Source organism: Nocardia neocaledoniensis (assembly GCF_029868625.1).
Taxonomy (GTDB): Bacteria; Actinomycetota; Actinomycetes; order Mycobacteriales; family Mycobacteriaceae; genus Nocardia; species Nocardia neocaledoniensis_A.
In genome coordinates, this window is the sequence record NZ_JARWOJ010000040.1 from 1 (window position 1) to 15,695 (window position 15,695).

16 protein-coding genes are annotated in these 15,695 nt (G+C 70.3%); 10 read left to right on the forward strand and 6 right to left on the reverse strand.

Features of this window, described 5'->3' with window-relative positions:
- Positions 1-502, reverse strand: a 502-nt coding sequence (locus QH270_RS01845; RefSeq protein ID WP_280338591.1) for an epoxide hydrolase N-terminal domain-containing protein, incomplete at its 3' end; no start/stop codon positions are given.
- An 82-nt stretch (positions 503-584) separates the two neighbouring features.
- Here QH270_RS01845 and QH270_RS01850 point away from each other — a divergent pair.
- Entirely contained in the window at positions 585-1,142 is a 558-nt protein-coding gene (locus tag QH270_RS01850) for a CGNR zinc finger domain-containing protein (RefSeq protein WP_280338592.1), read from the forward strand.
- 59 nt (positions 1,143-1,201) lie between these two features.
- Here the strand turns inward: QH270_RS01850 and QH270_RS01855 are convergent, their stop codons facing one another.
- The gene (locus QH270_RS01855) at positions 1,202-1,474 is read right to left on the reverse strand and encodes a hypothetical protein (protein ID WP_280338593.1); all 273 of its coding nucleotides are present in this window, start codon (positions 1,472-1,474) and stop codon (positions 1,202-1,204) included.
- Positions 1,475-2,072: 598 nt separating this feature from the next.
- Between QH270_RS01855 and QH270_RS01860 the strand changes: the two genes are divergently transcribed.
- The 3 genes from QH270_RS01860 to QH270_RS01870 all read left to right on the forward strand — a co-directional run bounded on the left by QH270_RS01860 (position 2,073) and on the right by QH270_RS01870 (position 5,603).
- A complete protein-coding gene (locus QH270_RS01860; RefSeq protein ID WP_280338594.1) occupies positions 2,073-3,077 on the forward strand; it encodes a hypothetical protein in 1,005 nt (334 codons plus the stop codon).
- Between the two features lie 208 nt (positions 3,078-3,285).
- Positions 3,286-4,083, forward strand: coding sequence for an alpha/beta fold hydrolase (locus tag QH270_RS01865; RefSeq protein WP_280338595.1), 798 nt, complete (start codon positions 3,286-3,288; stop codon positions 4,081-4,083).
- Between the two features lie 71 nt (positions 4,084-4,154).
- Entirely contained in the window at positions 4,155-5,603 is a 1,449-nt protein-coding gene (locus tag QH270_RS01870) for a S8 family peptidase (protein WP_280338596.1), read from the forward strand.
- 7 nt (positions 5,604-5,610) lie between these two features.
- Here QH270_RS01870 and QH270_RS01875 read toward each other — a convergent pair whose 3' ends face one another.
- The 3 genes from QH270_RS01875 to QH270_RS01885 are packed head-to-tail and all read right to left on the reverse strand — an operon-like array spanning position 5,611 to position 8,372.
- A complete protein-coding gene (locus QH270_RS01875; protein ID WP_280338626.1) occupies positions 5,611-6,462 on the reverse strand; it encodes an LLM class F420-dependent oxidoreductase in 852 nt (283 codons plus the stop codon).
- Between the two features lie 41 nt (positions 6,463-6,503).
- Positions 6,504-7,487, reverse strand: a complete 984-nt coding sequence (locus QH270_RS01880) for an alpha/beta fold hydrolase (protein WP_280338597.1) — start codon at positions 7,485-7,487, stop codon at positions 6,504-6,506.
- A 9-nt stretch (positions 7,488-7,496) separates the two neighbouring features.
- Positions 7,497-8,372, reverse strand: a complete 876-nt coding sequence (locus QH270_RS01885; protein ID WP_280338598.1) for an SDR family NAD(P)-dependent oxidoreductase — start codon at positions 8,370-8,372, stop codon at positions 7,497-7,499.
- A gap of 153 nt (positions 8,373-8,525) precedes the next feature.
- On the opposite strand from QH270_RS01885, the gene QH270_RS01890 reads away from it, so the two are divergent.
- The 4 genes from QH270_RS01890 to QH270_RS01905 all read left to right on the forward strand — a co-directional run bounded on the left by QH270_RS01890 (position 8,526) and on the right by QH270_RS01905 (position 13,061).
- Complete coding sequence (locus QH270_RS01890; RefSeq protein WP_280338599.1) at positions 8,526-9,731, forward strand: GNAT family N-acetyltransferase; 1,206 nt, start codon at positions 8,526-8,528, stop codon at positions 9,729-9,731.
- Between the two features lie 117 nt (positions 9,732-9,848).
- Complete coding sequence (locus tag QH270_RS01895; RefSeq protein ID WP_280338600.1) at positions 9,849-10,457, forward strand: HdeD family acid-resistance protein; 609 nt, start codon at positions 9,849-9,851, stop codon at positions 10,455-10,457.
- A 219-nt stretch (positions 10,458-10,676) separates the two neighbouring features.
- A complete protein-coding gene (locus tag QH270_RS01900; RefSeq protein WP_280338601.1) occupies positions 10,677-12,104 on the forward strand; it encodes a three-helix bundle dimerization domain-containing protein in 1,428 nt (475 codons plus the stop codon).
- A gap of 129 nt (positions 12,105-12,233) precedes the next feature.
- Positions 12,234-13,061 carry an alpha/beta fold hydrolase gene (locus tag QH270_RS01905; protein WP_280338602.1) on the forward strand — a complete coding sequence of 276 codons (828 nt, stop codon included), beginning with the start codon at positions 12,234-12,236 and terminating at the stop codon, positions 13,059-13,061.
- A 7-nt stretch (positions 13,062-13,068) separates the two neighbouring features.
- On the opposite strand, the gene QH270_RS01910 is transcribed toward QH270_RS01905, so the two are convergent.
- A complete protein-coding gene (locus QH270_RS01910) occupies positions 13,069-14,067 on the reverse strand; it encodes a saccharopine dehydrogenase (RefSeq protein ID WP_280338603.1) in 999 nt (332 codons plus the stop codon).
- A gap of 82 nt (positions 14,068-14,149) precedes the next feature.
- Between QH270_RS01910 and QH270_RS01915 the strand changes: the two genes are divergently transcribed.
- On the forward strand, positions 14,150-14,737 hold the full coding sequence (locus QH270_RS01915; protein WP_280338604.1) for a TetR/AcrR family transcriptional regulator: 588 nt from the start codon (positions 14,150-14,152) through the stop codon (positions 14,735-14,737).
- Positions 14,738-14,767: 30 nt separating this feature from the next.
- Positions 14,768-15,637 carry an alpha/beta fold hydrolase gene (locus QH270_RS01920; protein WP_280338605.1) on the forward strand — a complete coding sequence of 290 codons (870 nt, stop codon included), beginning with the start codon at positions 14,768-14,770 and terminating at the stop codon, positions 15,635-15,637.
- Positions 15,638-15,695 lie beyond the last annotated feature (58 nt).

Here is a 15,695-nt window from a genome sequence, read left to right on the forward strand (position 1 = left end):
ACGCACGGTTGGCCCGGCAGCGTCGCGGCGGTGGGGGGTTTTGTGGAGGGACGAGCGGGGCCGCCCCCCCCCGCCCCCCCCCCCCCCCCCCGCGGCGGCCCCGCCCGCCCCCCCGGGGGGGGCCCCCCCCACCCCCCCCCCCCCCCCCCGCGACGCTGCCGGGCCAACCGTGCGTCATGATCAGCGGCGTGGCATCGGCGCGGGGGGACCGGCGGTGCAGGAAGTGAATTCCCAGACCGTCGATGGTCGTGCGGAACTGGCCGATCCGATTCAGGCGTTCCTCGAACGATCGCCAGTCGTAGTCGGTGCGCCAGTAGTTCACGACATCGACCAGATCGGTGAGCGGAACACCCTGTTCCCAGCGGCCGGGGTGTGGCGCGGGACGTTGGACGGTTTCGGGCTCAGGTAGCCGGGCCGCCGCGAGGCGTGCCCGCAATTCGTCGAGGTCACCGTCGGTGGTGGCGGCCCGGAACTCCTGGATTGCGGTGGTCGAACGGGTCATGAGAACCTCCTGGCTGTCGCGAACCGGCTAAGACGGTTCTAACACGGGGCGGTTCGAGCTTGCAACCGGCTAAGGTGGTTCCATGCCTGCTGAGTTTCCCGAATTTCGCCTCGGTAGCGTGCTGGCGACGAGCTTCACGGCCACGCTGACCGAGCGCCGCGGTGACCCTGTGGAGCGCATTCCGACGCCGCAGCGTCTCGTGGACTGGCTGGCCGTCAATGGCCTGGCCGTGGCGTCCTGTACCGCCGCCCAGCTCGAATCGGGTCGGGAGCTACGGGAATCGATTCACGCCGCCGCGACAGCGGCGGCGACAGGGGAGGCGCTGCCCGCCGCTGCCATCGAGATCATCAACGAGTGCAGTATCCGCGGTCGCGCCGCGGCGGTGCTGACGCCGGAGGGTGAACGCCGGTGGCGACTGGGTTCGGTTGGCGGCGTGGAAGATGCGCTGGGCGTGATCGCCGCCGACGCGATCAGCATCATCGCCGGTGAACGCGACGGCCGACTGGCCCTGTGTGCCTCGCCGACCTGCCGCGCCGCCTTTTTCGACACCAGTCAGAGCCGCACCCGCAAGTGGTGCGAGATGAACACCTGCGGGAATCGCCAGAAGAAGGCGCGCTACCTCGCGAACCACGGCAAGTAGGGCGGCTGGGCGGCAGCCGATGCCGCCGCCCAGCTCGAGTGGGTCCCGATGGTGTCGGGTCAGCGGACGCCGGAGCCGGTGGCGGCGTTGCTGTAGATCTGTGCCATGAGGCAGGTGGGCTGCGGGGCGGGGCCACAGAAGGCGAGGACCAGAAAGCCCAGGGGAAACAGGACCGGTGCGACCAGGATGTCGGTGAGAGCCGATCCGGTGGTGGCCACCGGGGTCGCGACGACGGGTGGAGCGGTAGCGGGGGCCGCCGTCGCCGTGGGCGCTGCTGACGCGACAGCGATGGCGATAACGGTTGCCGCACCAAAACGCTTGGCAATGTTCACTTGTGGTCCTCCATGACGGGAGAGGGTCGACTTGCGAGGACTGTAGTCGACAGGCCTCAAATATGAAGTGCAACTGCTTCAGATGGCAAGTGGCATCGACGGCCGAGCGCGACTGCGCGGAACGTCCGCGGGCATGCCGAACGGCCGGTGCACGTTTCCGCTCGGGAAGCCCGCTCCGATTTCGGCACGGTCGTGCCAGCGAGCACAGTTTTGACGTTGTTGCGTCGCACTAACGTTGCGTTGGTGCCAACGCAACGGAAACGTAAATCTGCAGAGCCTGGAATGGGTTCAAGGAAACCCTAACCCCCGATAATGTTCACTTATCGGTGGTCAGAGCTAGATGGAGCGAAAACGAATGCCGCAGGGGCGACACGGATTTCGTTTCGTCTGATACGTAACCAGATGACGAAACCAACGTTACGATTCTCCCGTGTCGAGCGTCTGCAACTACCCCGGATGTGCCCGCCCCATTACGCGCGGCGGTGGCCCCGGCCGTCCCTCCGAGTACTGCGATCACCCGGACCACACGCGGTGGCGGGCATGGCGGGAAAGGCAACGGCAACAGCAAGAGTCGGAGAGTGGCGGGGAAACCGTCACTGTGACGGCACAGGGCCCGGTGACCGTGGCTCGATTGCGGGCCGACGAGTTGCTCGGCCAGTTCCGTGGACTGGCCGAGCAACTGGGGACGACGCTCACCGCGGCCGTCGCCGAATTGCAGACGCTGGGTGATCCGTCGGTCGCCGAAGCCCAGGTCCAGGCCGTGCAGGCGGATGCCGCGCGGCGGATCGCCGAAGCCGAAATGGCCACCGTCGTCGCCGAACAGGCACGCCGGGACGCCGAGGAAGCACGGGCACTGGCCGAAGCGGCCACCCAGGACGCGGTCGCGGCGGCCGAGGATGCCGAGAAGGCCGTGATCGAGGCGCACGCCGCCCGCGATGAAGTGCTGGCCTCCGTCGAACAACTGACCAAACAGGCCGCCGACGACGTGTTCACCGCGCGCAGTACGGCCGAGTCCGAAGTCCGTGCGGCCGAACGCAAAGCAGACGAGGCGATCGCGGCCGCGCACGCGGAAGCCACCGCGGCGATCGAGCGAGCACAGCAACGGGCCGACGCCGATATCGCCCACCACCGGCGCGAGGCCGAAGCGCGCATCGCCGCCGCCACCGCCGAGCGCGACCTCGCGATCCAGCGCGCCGCAGACGCCGACCGCGCCACCGAACGCGCCGAACTGGCCACCGCCGAACGGGTGGAGGCCGCCGCCGAAGCACGCGCGGAATGGCGCCGGGCCAGGACCGAACTCGACAGCACCCGCGCAGAACTGGATCAGACCCGCGCCGAACTGGCCGAACTGCGCCGCACAACAGCCGCCGCGGCCGAGCGGCAGCGCGCGGACGCGGCCACCGCCCTCGAACAGGTGCGCGCGGAGGCCGCCGAACGCCTGGCCGCGCTCGACGACGCCCGGCGCCAAACCCTGGCCCGCGCCGAACGCGCCGAACGCCAACTGGACGAACACCTGGCGGATCGCTCGCACCGGGCCGGCGACGCGGCACCTCGAGAAGCGGGCACGGCGAGCGACAACGAACGTCGCATGTCGCCGGCGTAAGGCCGCGACACCGCCGCGCCTGCCGACGCAGCGTGCCGCCCGCAGGCCTTCGACCGCGCCGAGCTCGCGGCAAGCCGAGACCCGGCAGCGTCGAGGATCTTGCGCTATCCCTTGCGCTGACGACGTGTCGGGTCGGGATAGGTCGATGTAGGCGGTGGCATCAGCACGATGTCAGGGCGATGTCAGGGCGGCCGCCGAAAGTTGTCCCATGAACAAGAACAGCATCACCTCGACCACCTGGACCGGCATGGTGCCGGTCGACGACACCACCCTCGCCGTCACCGACACCGGCGGCACCGGCCGGACCGTGCTCTACCTCAACGGCGCCTACGCCGACCAGAAGCACTGGCGCCGGGTGATCGCCGAGCTGGGACCCGGATTCCGGCACATCACCTTCGACGAACGAGCCAGGGGCCGCTCGGGCCGGTCGGCGGACTACTCCTTCGAGGCCTGCCTGCGCGACATCGACGCCATACTCGCGGCGCGCGGTGTCACCGACAAGCCGATCGTCGTCGGCTGGTCCTACGGCGGGGTACTGGGCTGGCATTGGGCCGACCGGAATCCGGAGCGCCCGCTCGGGCTGGTGACAGTCGACTCCGCGCCGTACGGGTTGACCGGCGAGGAAGGCGCCGAGCGGATCCGGGCGCTGTTCCACAAGATGCGGTTCCTGCTGCCACTGACGCGCCCGTTCGGCCTGGCCGCGCGGATGAGCGCCGCCGAGCACGCCGAGACCAATATCGAACTCAACGAGATCGCCGCCGCCAGCGTGCCCGTGCTGAGCAGGCTCACCTGTCCGGTGCGGTTCGTGCTGGCCACGGGCAACAGCCTCGGCAGCGAAGACGGGGAGATGGAGCAGGCGCGGGCCGCGCTCGACCCGGTCCTGGCAGCGAACCCGAAGGTCACCGTGAGTGCCAAGGTCGCGAGCAACCATTCCCATATCCTGCGCAAGGACTTCCGCGCCGTCGCCGAGGCCGTCCGCGCGACCGCCGCCGCGGCGACACGCTGATCCGGCGTGTCGCGAATCCGGTTGCGAGGCAAAGCTGGCGAGCGCGCCCGGCACGCGGTTCACTGGTAGCCATGGCTTCCAGCGCTCGATCGAGTAGGCAGCGACGGCCGGGGGTGCCCGGCCCCTCGGCCGCACCCGCCGAACTGGTGGTCGTCACCGCGACGACCGGACGGGAGATCACGTCGATCGCGTTGCGGGAGAACCGCTCCGTACGCTCCCACGTCGACGACCTGCTGCCGGTCGACGCGCATCTGGTGCCGATCTTCGGGCCGGACAACCGGCTGGCCGCGCGGCTGGCACAGACCCCGCAGGCTCCCGTGGCGGGCGAGTACCTGAACTACTACACCGTCCGGGGAGCCGGCGGTGATCTCGGGGAACTCGCGGACCGGTTGCGTCAGGACGACACGGTCTCCGCCGCCTACGTGAAACCCGCGGCCGAGCCGCCCCTGGCGCCCCTCGCGCATCCCGCCGCCGCGCCCGACGCACCCGCGGTGACTCCGGATTTCCGGGCCAGGCAGGGATATCTCGACGCCGCGCCGACCGGGATCGACGCGGCCTGGGCACATACTCGTCCGGGTGGGCTCGGCACCGGAGTGCGGGTGATCGATGTGGAGGGCGCGTGGCGGTTCACTCATGAGGACCTGCGCCAGAATCAGGGCGGGATGATCGGTGGTACGGCCTCGCCCGACCTGGGCTGGCGCAATCACGGTACGGCTGTGGCGGGGGAGATCAGCGGGGACCGCAACGCGGTCGGTGTCACCGGGATCGCGCCCGAGGCCCACATCCGGGCGATCTCGGTGTTCGGGATCGGGTCGGCGACGGCGATCCGTTCCGCCGCCGACGCGCTCGATCCCGGTGACGTGCTGCTGATCGAACTGCACCGTCCCGGACCGCGATTCGACTACCAGGGGCAACCGGGTCAGCGTGGCTACATCGCGGTCGAATGGTGGCCCGATGATTTCGCCGCCATCCGGTACGCGGTCGGTCGCGGTGTCGTTGTCGTCGAAGCCGCGGGTAACGGCAACGAGAACCTCGACGACCCGGTCTACGACGCGCGGCCCGGCGACTTCCCGGCATCGTGGCACAACCCGTTCCGTGGCGGTGACAGTGATTCCGGCGCTGTGCTCGTCGGCGCGGGCGCCCCGCCGCCGGGACTGCACGGGCGCGACCACGGTCCGGCCCGCTCGCGGTTACCGTTCTCGAATCACGGTGCGCGCCTGGATGTCCAGGGCTGGGGCCGGGAGGTGACCACGACCGGCTACGGGGATCTGCAGGGCGGGCCCGACGAGGACCTCTGGTACACCGACGAGTTCAGCGGCACTTCGAGCGCCTCGCCTATCGTGGTCGGCGCCATCGCCGCCTATCAGGGCATCCGTGGCGCGCGACGAGCCACTCCGGATCAGATCAGGACCCTGTTGCGGAGTACGGGCTCGCCGCAGACCGCCGCGCCGGGCCGCCCCGTGAGCGAACGGATCGGCGCACTGCCCGATCTGCGGGCGATGCTCGCGGCGCGACCGTAGCGGCGCGTCAGCGGGGGAGTTCGAGCCGGTCGCCGAGCTGCTCGATGAAGGTGCGGACCTCGGCGGTGTCGGCGTCGGGCAGCGAATACGCCACCTCGGTGACACCGATTTCGCCCCAGTGTTCCAGGGTTTCGCGGTCCGGGTCGTCGGCCAGGACCACGACCTGCGGCTCGCCGGCGCGGTCGGCCGCGCGCCACATCTTCCGTAGCTGTTCGACGCCGCCGTCGATGTCGGTTTCGATGGGCGTGGTGATCCAGCCGTCGGCCGAGCGGACGATCCACGCGAAGTTCTTCTCGGTGCCACCGGCACCGACCAGGATCGGCGGGCGGGGCTGCTGGATCGGTTTGGGCCATGCCCAGCTGGCATCGAATCGGACGTATTCTCCCTCGTAGGCCGCCTCCTCCTGGGTCCACAGCGCGGTCATCGCCTCGAGGTATTCGCGCAGGACGGTGCGGCGCCGCTTCGGCGGCACGCCGTGATCGGCGAGTTCTTCGAGGTTCCAGCCGTATCCGACGCCGAGGACGACGCGGCCGCCGGAGAGGTGGTCGGCGGTGGCGATGGTCTTGGCGAGCGCGATGGGATCGTGCGCGGCCGGGAGCGCGACCGAGGTGCCGAGGCCGATGCGGGTGGTCACCGCCGCGGCGGTGCCGAGGGCGACCCAGGGGTCGAGGGTGCGGAGGTAGCGGTCGTCGGGCAGGGTCTCGTCGCCGGTGGCGGGGTGGTCCGAGGCCCGCACGACCGGGATGTGGGTGTGTTCGGGGACGTAGAAGGTGTCGAAGCCGTGTTCCTCGGCCGCTGCCGCCGCGTCGGCGGGGGTGATGCCGCGGTCGCTGGTGAACAGCGAGAGTCCGAACTTCATCCTCGGCTGGGTGGAATCCATGGTGGTGCTCCTGTCGCTCTCTACTGTGGGTTCGTGCGGTCGAGGTCGCGGAGAAACTCGAGGAACGCGCGGTTGACCTCGTCCGGGTTCTCCATCGCGATCAGGTGGCCGCCGGTCGACACGGTCCGCACCAGCCGCACGTCGTCGTGGTGTTCGCGGAGTCGAAGGACCGGGTCGTCACCGTGCCAGTGCGCGAGGTCGACATCGGCGTCGGAACCGAGGAAGTAGAACGGGACCCGCGTGCGTGTCGTGCCGCGGGCGCGCCGGTATTCCCAGGTGAGGTCGATGGCGCGGTACCAGTTGACGCCGCCGTGGAAACCGCTGCGCGCGTAGTCGTTGACGTAGTTTTCCAGCTCCCACTCGCTCAGCCACGGCCACGGCAGCTCGGGTGGTTCGGGCAGGGCCAGGCGGTAGGGCGTGCCGGGCGGGTGTGCCCACACCTGGGTGAAATCGGCGCTCCCGGACAGGATGTGGAAGATCTTGGCGAGGATCTCGCGCGGGTGCGCCTCGTAGTCGGCGCGCGCGTGCTCGGGATCGTCGTTGTAGTAGGACATGTGGTTGAAGTGGTCGCGGCCGCGTTCGCGTTCCACCTCCGACGGGAGCCGGTCGTAGGCGGCGAAGAACGGGTTCTGCAAGCCGAGCAGGCCGCGTACCCGCTCGGGGTGTTCGAGCGCGAGGTCGTAGGCGGCGAACAGGCCGAAGTCCAGGCCGGTGAACACCGCCTGCCGGGCGCCGAGGTGATCGAGCAGGGCGCACAGGTCGGCGACGATCCGGTCGGCTCGGTACTCCTCGACCGCCACCGGCGCGCTGGTCTGGCCCATGCCGCGCAGGTCGGGGGCGACGACCCGGTAGCCGGCCGCGGCCAGCGCGCTGAGCTGATGGCGCCAGCTGAACCAGGTGTGGGGAAACCCGTGCAGGAGAACGACCAGCGGTCCGTCGCCCTCCTCCACGTAATGCATGTCCAGGCCGTTGATCCGGGCGTGCCGGTGGGTCCAGTTCCGCATCGGCCCGCCTCAGTCGATGACCGCGGCGGAGAACGCCGGTGGATCACCGAGGAAGGGGCGATGCGACGGCGGCTGACGGTCGTCGATGTCCTTGACGCCCAGTTCCTCGGCCACCTCGGCGCCGATGAGAACCCGGCCGGTGCGTCCCATCAGTTCCGGGTCCTTCGCCAGCGCGTCGATGACTCGACCGGTGAATTCGGGTGATTCGGCGGTGGCGGTCAGTTCGGCGTAGGCGCCGGGGTCGGCGGCCAGGCCGGCGAGGGTGCGTTCGGTCTTGAGCAGGCCCATCCAGATCGAGACGACGGCGACGTTGTACGGGCGGAAGTCGACTGCCATGTCGTGGGCCATCTTGTCCACCGCCGCCTTGCCGGAACCGTAGGCCGGGCCGTGCATGTAGCAGGCTCCGCCGAACGAGGAGGTGTTGACGACGAGTCCGGAGCCGTTGGCGGCCAACAGCGGCGCCGCGTGGTAACTCGACACGTAGGTCGAGCGCATTCCGACGTCGAGCAGGTCGAGCAGCGACAGCGGCTTTTCCCAGAACGGGCCCTTGTCGGTGAGTCCGTCGGGGATGGTGAGGGCGTTGTTGACGAGAATGTCGAGGCGGCCGTGCTTGTCGGCGAGGTCGGCGAAGAAGGCCGCGACCTGGGCGTCGTCGCTGTGGTCGAGGACCGCCGGTACGCCGGTGCCGCCGCGCCGGGTGATCTCCGCGGCCGTGGCGTACACCGTGCCGGGCAGGGGCGCGTCGCCCTCGGTGCGGGTGCGCCCGGTGACATACACCGTGGCCCCGGTCTCGCCGAGCGCCAGCGCGATGCCCTTGCCCGCGCCGCGGCTCGCTCCGGTGACCACCACGATTCGATCCGAACTCAGACCCACGGTCCACTCCATCCGTCGTCGGAACCACGCCTCGATGCGTGGTCTGCGTCACGTCCACTGAACCAACCGGATCGGTGCGACCGGGTGCGGCTTCCCGCTGGATGGAACATGGGCGGCACCGAAATCGGGATGTGCGACAGGGCAAGGCCGTGGGATGGTACGGGCATGGCATCGACGAAGAGCGTGACGGTTCGGTCGGCGACGGGCGCGGACGCGGCCGCGATCATCGGCTTGAAGGAAGCCGGGTTCGGGATGCGATACGGGGAGGACGAGATACCGATCGCCCGGGAGCTGTTCCCGGTGGAACGGTCGCTGGTCGCGGTCGACGGCGACCGGATCGTCGGCCACACCGTCGATCGGACGATGACGGTCACGGTGCCCGGTGCGCGGACGGTGCTCGCGTGCGGCATTTCCGGGGTGGCGGTCGCGCCGACCCATCGCCGCCGAGGCGTCCTGCGGGAGCTCTACGCCGCGCAGCACGAACGCGCCGAGGCCGAGGCCGTGCCGTTGTCGATCCTCACCGCCAGCGAGGGCACGATCTACGGGCGCTTCGGCTACGACACGGCGATCATGGCGACGATGTACTCCATCGATCGGCGCCGCGCCGAATTCCGTCCGACCACACCGGATCCCGGTGGCGTGACCATGGTGACGCCCGCCGAGGGCGCACCGCACATCCGGGAGGTCTACGAGCGATGGCGGCGGCGCGTTCCGGGCGCGCAGGCGCGGCCCGACGCCCGCTGGGACCTGATCTTCGCCGACGTCGAACGTCATCGACGGGGCGCCACCACACTGTTCGCGCTGGTCCACGCCGATGGCTACGTCCTCTACCGTCGCCGCTTGGACGACCACCGCTCGGTCGCGATCGTCTCGGAGTACCACGCGCTCACGCTCGACGCGCACGCGGCGCTGTGGCGGGTGCTGCTCGGCATGGACCTCGTCGACACGGTCGAGGTCGAACTCGCCGACGACGATCCGCTGCCGTACCTGCTCGCCGATCCGCGGGCGGCCCGCGTCACCGAGCGCTACGACACCCTGTGGGCGCGGATCATGGACGTGCCCGCCGCGCTGACCGCACGCACCTATCGGCACGACATCGACACGGTGCTCGCCGTGCACGACCCGTTCCGTTCGGCGGGTGGCACGTTCGCGCTGCGCGTCCGGGACGGGATCGCCGACTGCGAACCCACCACGCGACCCGCCGAGCTGGCCTTCGACATCACGGTGCTCGGCGCGCTCTACCTCGGCGCGCATCGCGCGAAGAGCCTGGCCGCGGCGAACCGTGTCCGCGTCGAGGACGCGGGTGCGCTCGTGACCTTCGACGAAGCGCTCGCGACCGAGCGGGCGCCCGAACTCGGCTGGTTCTTCTAGGCCACGGCGGAGCCGGACGCCGCCACCGCCCGCTATCCGCGTGAGCGCGGCGATGATCGGCGCGGCGCGCCAAGGCAAATCTACGGCTATCGCCCGGTTCGGGCCTATCGTGAGTCCATGCCCGTGGACGACGGGGAGGGGACAGCGGACGGTGACCGGACCCGGCAGGCGATGCTGATCGCTGGTGGGTGTTCTGCCGTCCTCGGCATCGCTGCCCTGCTGTGGCCTGGCCGCGACGAAGCCATGTTGGCCGTGCTGTTCGGAACAGCGTTGCTGCTCGGCGCCGTGGTACAGGGATATCTGGCGATGGTGGCGCGCATCGCGGTGCTGCTGCGGCTGCTGGTGCTGGCCAGTACGGCGTTGACGATCGTGTTGGCGGTGCTGGCGTTCAGCGGCGGCAACATCGAGCTGCTCGCACTGTGGATCGGCATCGGCTGGGCGGTGCGCGGCATCGTGCAGGCGCTGGTCGCGGCCTGGGACGAACACCGCGCCGACAGCTGGCTGCACGAGATCTGCGGCCTGTGCACGACCGTGGCCGGGCTCACCGTGATCGCCATGAAGTTCCAGACCGTCACCGGCCTGGCCAATGTCGCCGGGTGTGCGCTGCTCGTCATCGGCGTGCTGGAACTGCTCAGCGGTGGGATGCTTCGTAGCGTGCTGGGCGCCGCCCGCCGACCGCAAGCACCGTCGACGGCGTTGCCGGACTCGGCGGCGACCGAGCGGTAGTAGTGAATCCCACACGGGCAGTGCGGGATTCGAGGTTTACGCGAACATCCGGACAACGCCACATTGCGGACGGTGGAGCGGGCGCTGAACTCTGCGTGCCCGGCCGTTCACCGCTGGGGAATCTGTGCTTTCCGCCGGTAGCGTGGCCCGCGGCGTGCGCACGGGAGGACCGGTCTGCGCGCCGCGTCCGCAGCCCGATGTGAGCCCAGGAGAATTGTCGTGTCGCGCGTTACCCCCGGCGAATCCGCCGATACCGTTCAGCGAGAAGAGCTGGCCATGCGGCGCATGACCGAGAGCCTGGTCGAGGACCTCGCCGAGAACGTGCCCGCCGATCAGGTGACCTCGGCGGTCGGCGCCGCACGCGATCGGTTCGCGGGCAAGCCGATCCGGGAGTTCGTGCCGATCCTGGTCGAGCGGATCGTGCGCAGCGAACTGGCCGATTCGGACCCGACCGTCCGGGTACCCGCCCCGGCGACGACGGTCGTGCGGGCGTCCACCGCCGGGCCCGCGCACGCGGCGGAGGAGCCGTCGGCGGCCAAGCGGATGGTCAGCCGTCGTGGCGTGCTGCCGCTGTCGATCGGTGCGGTGACCGTGGTCGCCGCGGTCGCGGCCGGGGTGATCCTGCTACCCGGTGGCGCCGAGACGCCCGCCGCGGCGCCGGCGGGCGCACCGCTGACCGTGGTACGCGGCGTGGTCGGGTCCGAGAAGGTGTCGTTCTTCCGGGACGAGGCGGTCGTGCGGATCCTCGCCGACCACGGGGTGAAGGTCGAGGTGGAACCGGCCGGGTCGCGCCAGATCGCGACCACCGTCGACCTCGGACCGTTCGACTTCGCGTTCCCGTCGAGCAGCCCTGCCGCCGAACGCATCCAGCGACAGCGCAACATCACCGCCAAGTACACGCCGTTCGCCTCGCCCATCGCGATCGCCACCTATCGGCCGATCGCCGACCTGCTCACCGCGGCGGGCGTGATCAAGCCGGGCCCGGTCGCGACGTTCGACATGAACCGCTACCTCGAACTGACCGGCACCGGCGTGCAGTGGGACGACCTGCCCGGCAACACCACCTACCCGGTGGCCAAGAACATCCTGGTCTCGACGACCGATCCGCGCAGCTCCAACTCCGCCGCCATGTATCTGTCGATCGCGAGCTACGTCGCCAACGACCACACCATCGTGCGCGGCGCCACCGCCGAACAGCATGTGCTGCCCGCACTGTCGAAACTGTTCCTCGCCCAGGGCTACACCGACAACAGCAGCGAGGGGCCGTTCACCCAGTACCTGACCAACGGCATGGGCCCCACCCCGCTGGTCTGCATCTACGAGGCCCAGTTCATCGAGGCCGCGGGCGAAGGCCGCATCAAGCCCGACATGGTGCTGACCTACCCGACCCCGACGGTGCTGTCGAGCCACACCCTGGTCCCGCTGAACGACACCGGCGACAAGATCGGCAAACTGCTCACCGAGAACGCCGAACTGCGCCGCCTCGCCGCCGAGCACGGTTTCCGCACCGGCGACAACGCCCAGTTCACCGCGATCGCCGCCGACCGGGACGTGCCGGTGCCCGCCGATCTGATCGACGTGGTCGACGTGCCCGCCTACGACACCCTCGAGCATCTCCTCGACGGAGTCGCCGACTCCTACAACTGATCTCCCGCCCCGCCACGCCCCTGACCTGCGGAATCGGTCGCCGGAAAAAGATTTCGGGCGCGGCGATGAGTTCTCGCGGTGGGCCCCGTCTCAATGAGTGCTACCTGTAGCCGAGATCCGGGAGAGCACATGACCGCCAGTTCCGCCGTCACCACCGGCACCCTCGTGGTGCCCGACGCCCGTCTGTACTACGAGGTGCGGGGCACGGGCCCGCTGCTCGTGCTCGTCGGCGCGCCGATGAACGCGGCCGCGTTCGCGCCGCTGGCCGAGCAGCTCGCCGCCACCAACACCGTGCTCACCACCGATCCGAGGGGCCATTTCGGCAGCCCCCTCGACGATCCGCGCCAGGATTCGACGGTCCTCGCCAGGGCCGACGACCTCGCCAGGCTCATCACCCACCTCGGCGCGGGTCCCGCGGTGGTGTTCGGCTCCAGCGGCGGCGCGGTCAGCGCGCTCGCGCTGGCACAGACCAATCCGGATCTGGTCACCACCGTCGTCGCGCACGAACCGCCGCTGCGTGAACTGCTGCCCGACGCCGACCAGCAGCGTGCCCGCACCGCCGACATCATCGCCACCCACGCCCTCGGCGACACCGTCGGCGCGTGGCGGAAGTTCTTCGCCCAGGCCGACATCCCCATCCCGGAGCCGGTGCTGATCCAGCAATTCGGCGGCGACCGCGACCCACGACAGGTGGCGAGCGAGAACTACTGGTTCGCGCACGAACTCCGGGCCACTACGGGCTGGGTCCCCGACCCGCCGCTGCTGCGGGAGGTCCCCACCCGGATCATCATCGGCATCGGCGCCGACTCGGCCGGTCAGTTCTGCGATCGCACCGCGCGCGAACTGGCCGTCGCTCTCGGCGCCGATCCCGTGCTGTTCCCCGGCGACCACACCGGCTTCCTCGCCGCACCCGCCGCGTTCGCCGCGCACCTGCAGGAAGTGCTCGACGCGCCCTGACGGCGGATCAGCCGGCGAACACCGCGCCCACCTCCCGCATCCGCCGTGCGGCATAGGCGGGGTCGATCAGCGCCTCAGGGGTGTAGGTGCCCGGCGTCACCGGGGCGCCTCGCAGGCCGAGCAGTCGTTCGACACCGAGGGCGACGCCGAGTGCGGTCAACGGCCGTTGCCCGTGTGGGTGCAGCAGGTAGCGATGCGTGCCCAGCGGTGTACCGGTAGTGGCGATTCCGCGTAGGTCGATCCGGATCTCGATCGACGCGGGTCCGCCCCGGCGACGGCTCGGTGATACGCCGACCGCCAGATCGACTCGTACCTCGGGCGCTCCGGTCGCGATCGCCAGGCTCGGCACGTCCAGTATCGGTACGCTCTGGCCGTCGAGTTCGGTGCCGTCGGAGGCGAGCACCACGGCCCGCGCGTCCTCGGGCGCCAGCCACCGGAACACGCCATCGGCGCGGACCAGGCCCGCCGAGGTGACCTCGGTCCATCGTTCGAGGTCGGCGATGCCCGCGGGGCCGCCCGTGTCCGTCTCGTCGAGGACGAAGCCGAGCCGGATACTGTCGACCCGCGCGAACGCGCGCGCCTCGTGGAGTGCGGCGAGCACCGCGACACCAGCCAGGAAGTGGCTCGCGACCAGAATCGGTGCGGCGTGGGCGGGTTGGGCGCCCGCCACGACTTCGGGGCCGATGTCGAGCAGGCCGCTCGAGATGCTCAGGTAGGGGAGTCCGTGATCGCGGGCGAAGCCGAGACCGTGGAGCCGGTCGTCCCACAGTGCCGCCACGACCGCCGAATAGGCGTCGCCCGGTGCGAGACCGAGGTCGCGGCGGCCCAGATCGATGGTCACGGCGGTCGCGTTGCCCAGACCGTCGGCGACGCGCCGCGCACGGGCGAGGTCGCGGCCCGCGATGGTCAGCGGCAGCGCCGGATGCCAGCGGCGCAACAGGGCCGCGGTATCGGAACCGGCCTGTCCTGAACCGCCGAGGATCAGCACGGCGGGGGCGTTGTCCATGGGTTCTCTCCTGCCAGCAGTAAGCTACATTTTGTAACCTACTCTTTGTAGCTAAGCTTGAGGCCCGACGCAAGGGAGGACGATGACCACACGAACGCCTCGGCTGCCCAAGGCCGCCCGCCGCGAACAACTGCTCGACACCGCGCTCACGACAGTGCGCGACCACGGCACCGACGGCTTGACCCTGGTGACCCTCGCCGAGGCGGCGGGGGTGAGCAGGCCGATCGTCTACGACCATTTCGCCACCCGCCCCGAACTGCTGCTCGCGCTCTACCGCAGACTCGACGAACGGCACCGCCGGGCCGCGGAACAGGCTGTGCGCGAGGCGGACCCGACCGTGGACGAGATCGCCCGGGTCATGAGTGCCGCCTACTTCGCGTGCGCCACCGACATGCCCGAATTCGACGCCATCTCGGCGGCGCTGAAGGGCAATCCCGCCGTCCGGGCGATCCAGCGCGACATGCTCGACAGCTGCCGCGACTGGATGGCGACCACCCTGCTCCCACACTCACGCCTCACCGCCGCGGCCCTGCGGTTGCGCTGCGTCGCCGTGCTCGGAGCCGCCGAGACCCTCGGTGCGGAACTGAATCGGGGCGCGACCACCGCCGACGACGCGATCGCCGCCCTGACCGACCTGATCATCGCCGCGGCGGCACCGGCCGGCCGATGAGTTCCCGGTGCCCGGCACGTCTGAACGGACATGACGACACACGAACTCGAAACCTCCAGCGCGAGGCTCACCTACGACGTACACGGGCCGCTCCCGACCGCCGATGGGCGGCCACCGCTGCTGATGACCGGTCTTCCGATGGCCGCCGACGGGTTCTCCGCGCTCGCCACGTATTTCCCTGACCGCACGGTGGTGACCTATGACCCGAGGGGGCTCGGTCGCAGCGTTCGCACCGACGGCGAGGTCGACAATGTCCCCGCCGTCCACGCCGCCGACGTGCACGCTGTCATCGAGGCTCTCGGTGTGGGCCCGGTCGAGCTCTTCGCCAGCAGTGGCGGCGCGATCGTCGCGTTCGCCCTCGTCGCCGCCCACCCCGAGGACGTGACCACCCTGGTCGCGCATGAGCCGCCGCTGCTCACCGCACTGCCCGACGCCGACGCGGCCGCACGTGCCGCCGACGGGTACCGCGCCGCCTACGCGGCGAAGGGCTTCGGCGCCGGCATGGCGGCCTTCATCGCGATGACCTCATGGGAGGGTGAATTCACCGACGAGTACTTCGCCGCGCCCCCCGCGGATCCCGCGATGTTCGGCCTGCCGGTCGACGACGACGGTTCCCGCGATCACCCGCTGCTGTCGGAGCGGTCACGGCCGGTCCTGGCCTACCGGGCCGACATCGCCGCTCTCACCGGTGCGCCGACCCGGATCGTCCTGGGCTTCGGGGAGGAGTCGCGAGGCACGGTCACCGAACGCACCTCCACGGCGATCGCCGCGCGACTCGGACACCAGCCGGTCGTGTTCCCCAGTCATCACGGCGGCTTCAGCGGACCCGAATCCGGCTACCCGGGTGAACCGGAGGGCTTCGCCCGTGTCCTGCACGAGGTTCTCGACGGGAACAGCTGATCCCGTGTCGACACGAACCCGGTGATGTCGGCGCACCGGTGGGTGGCCGCCGACATCA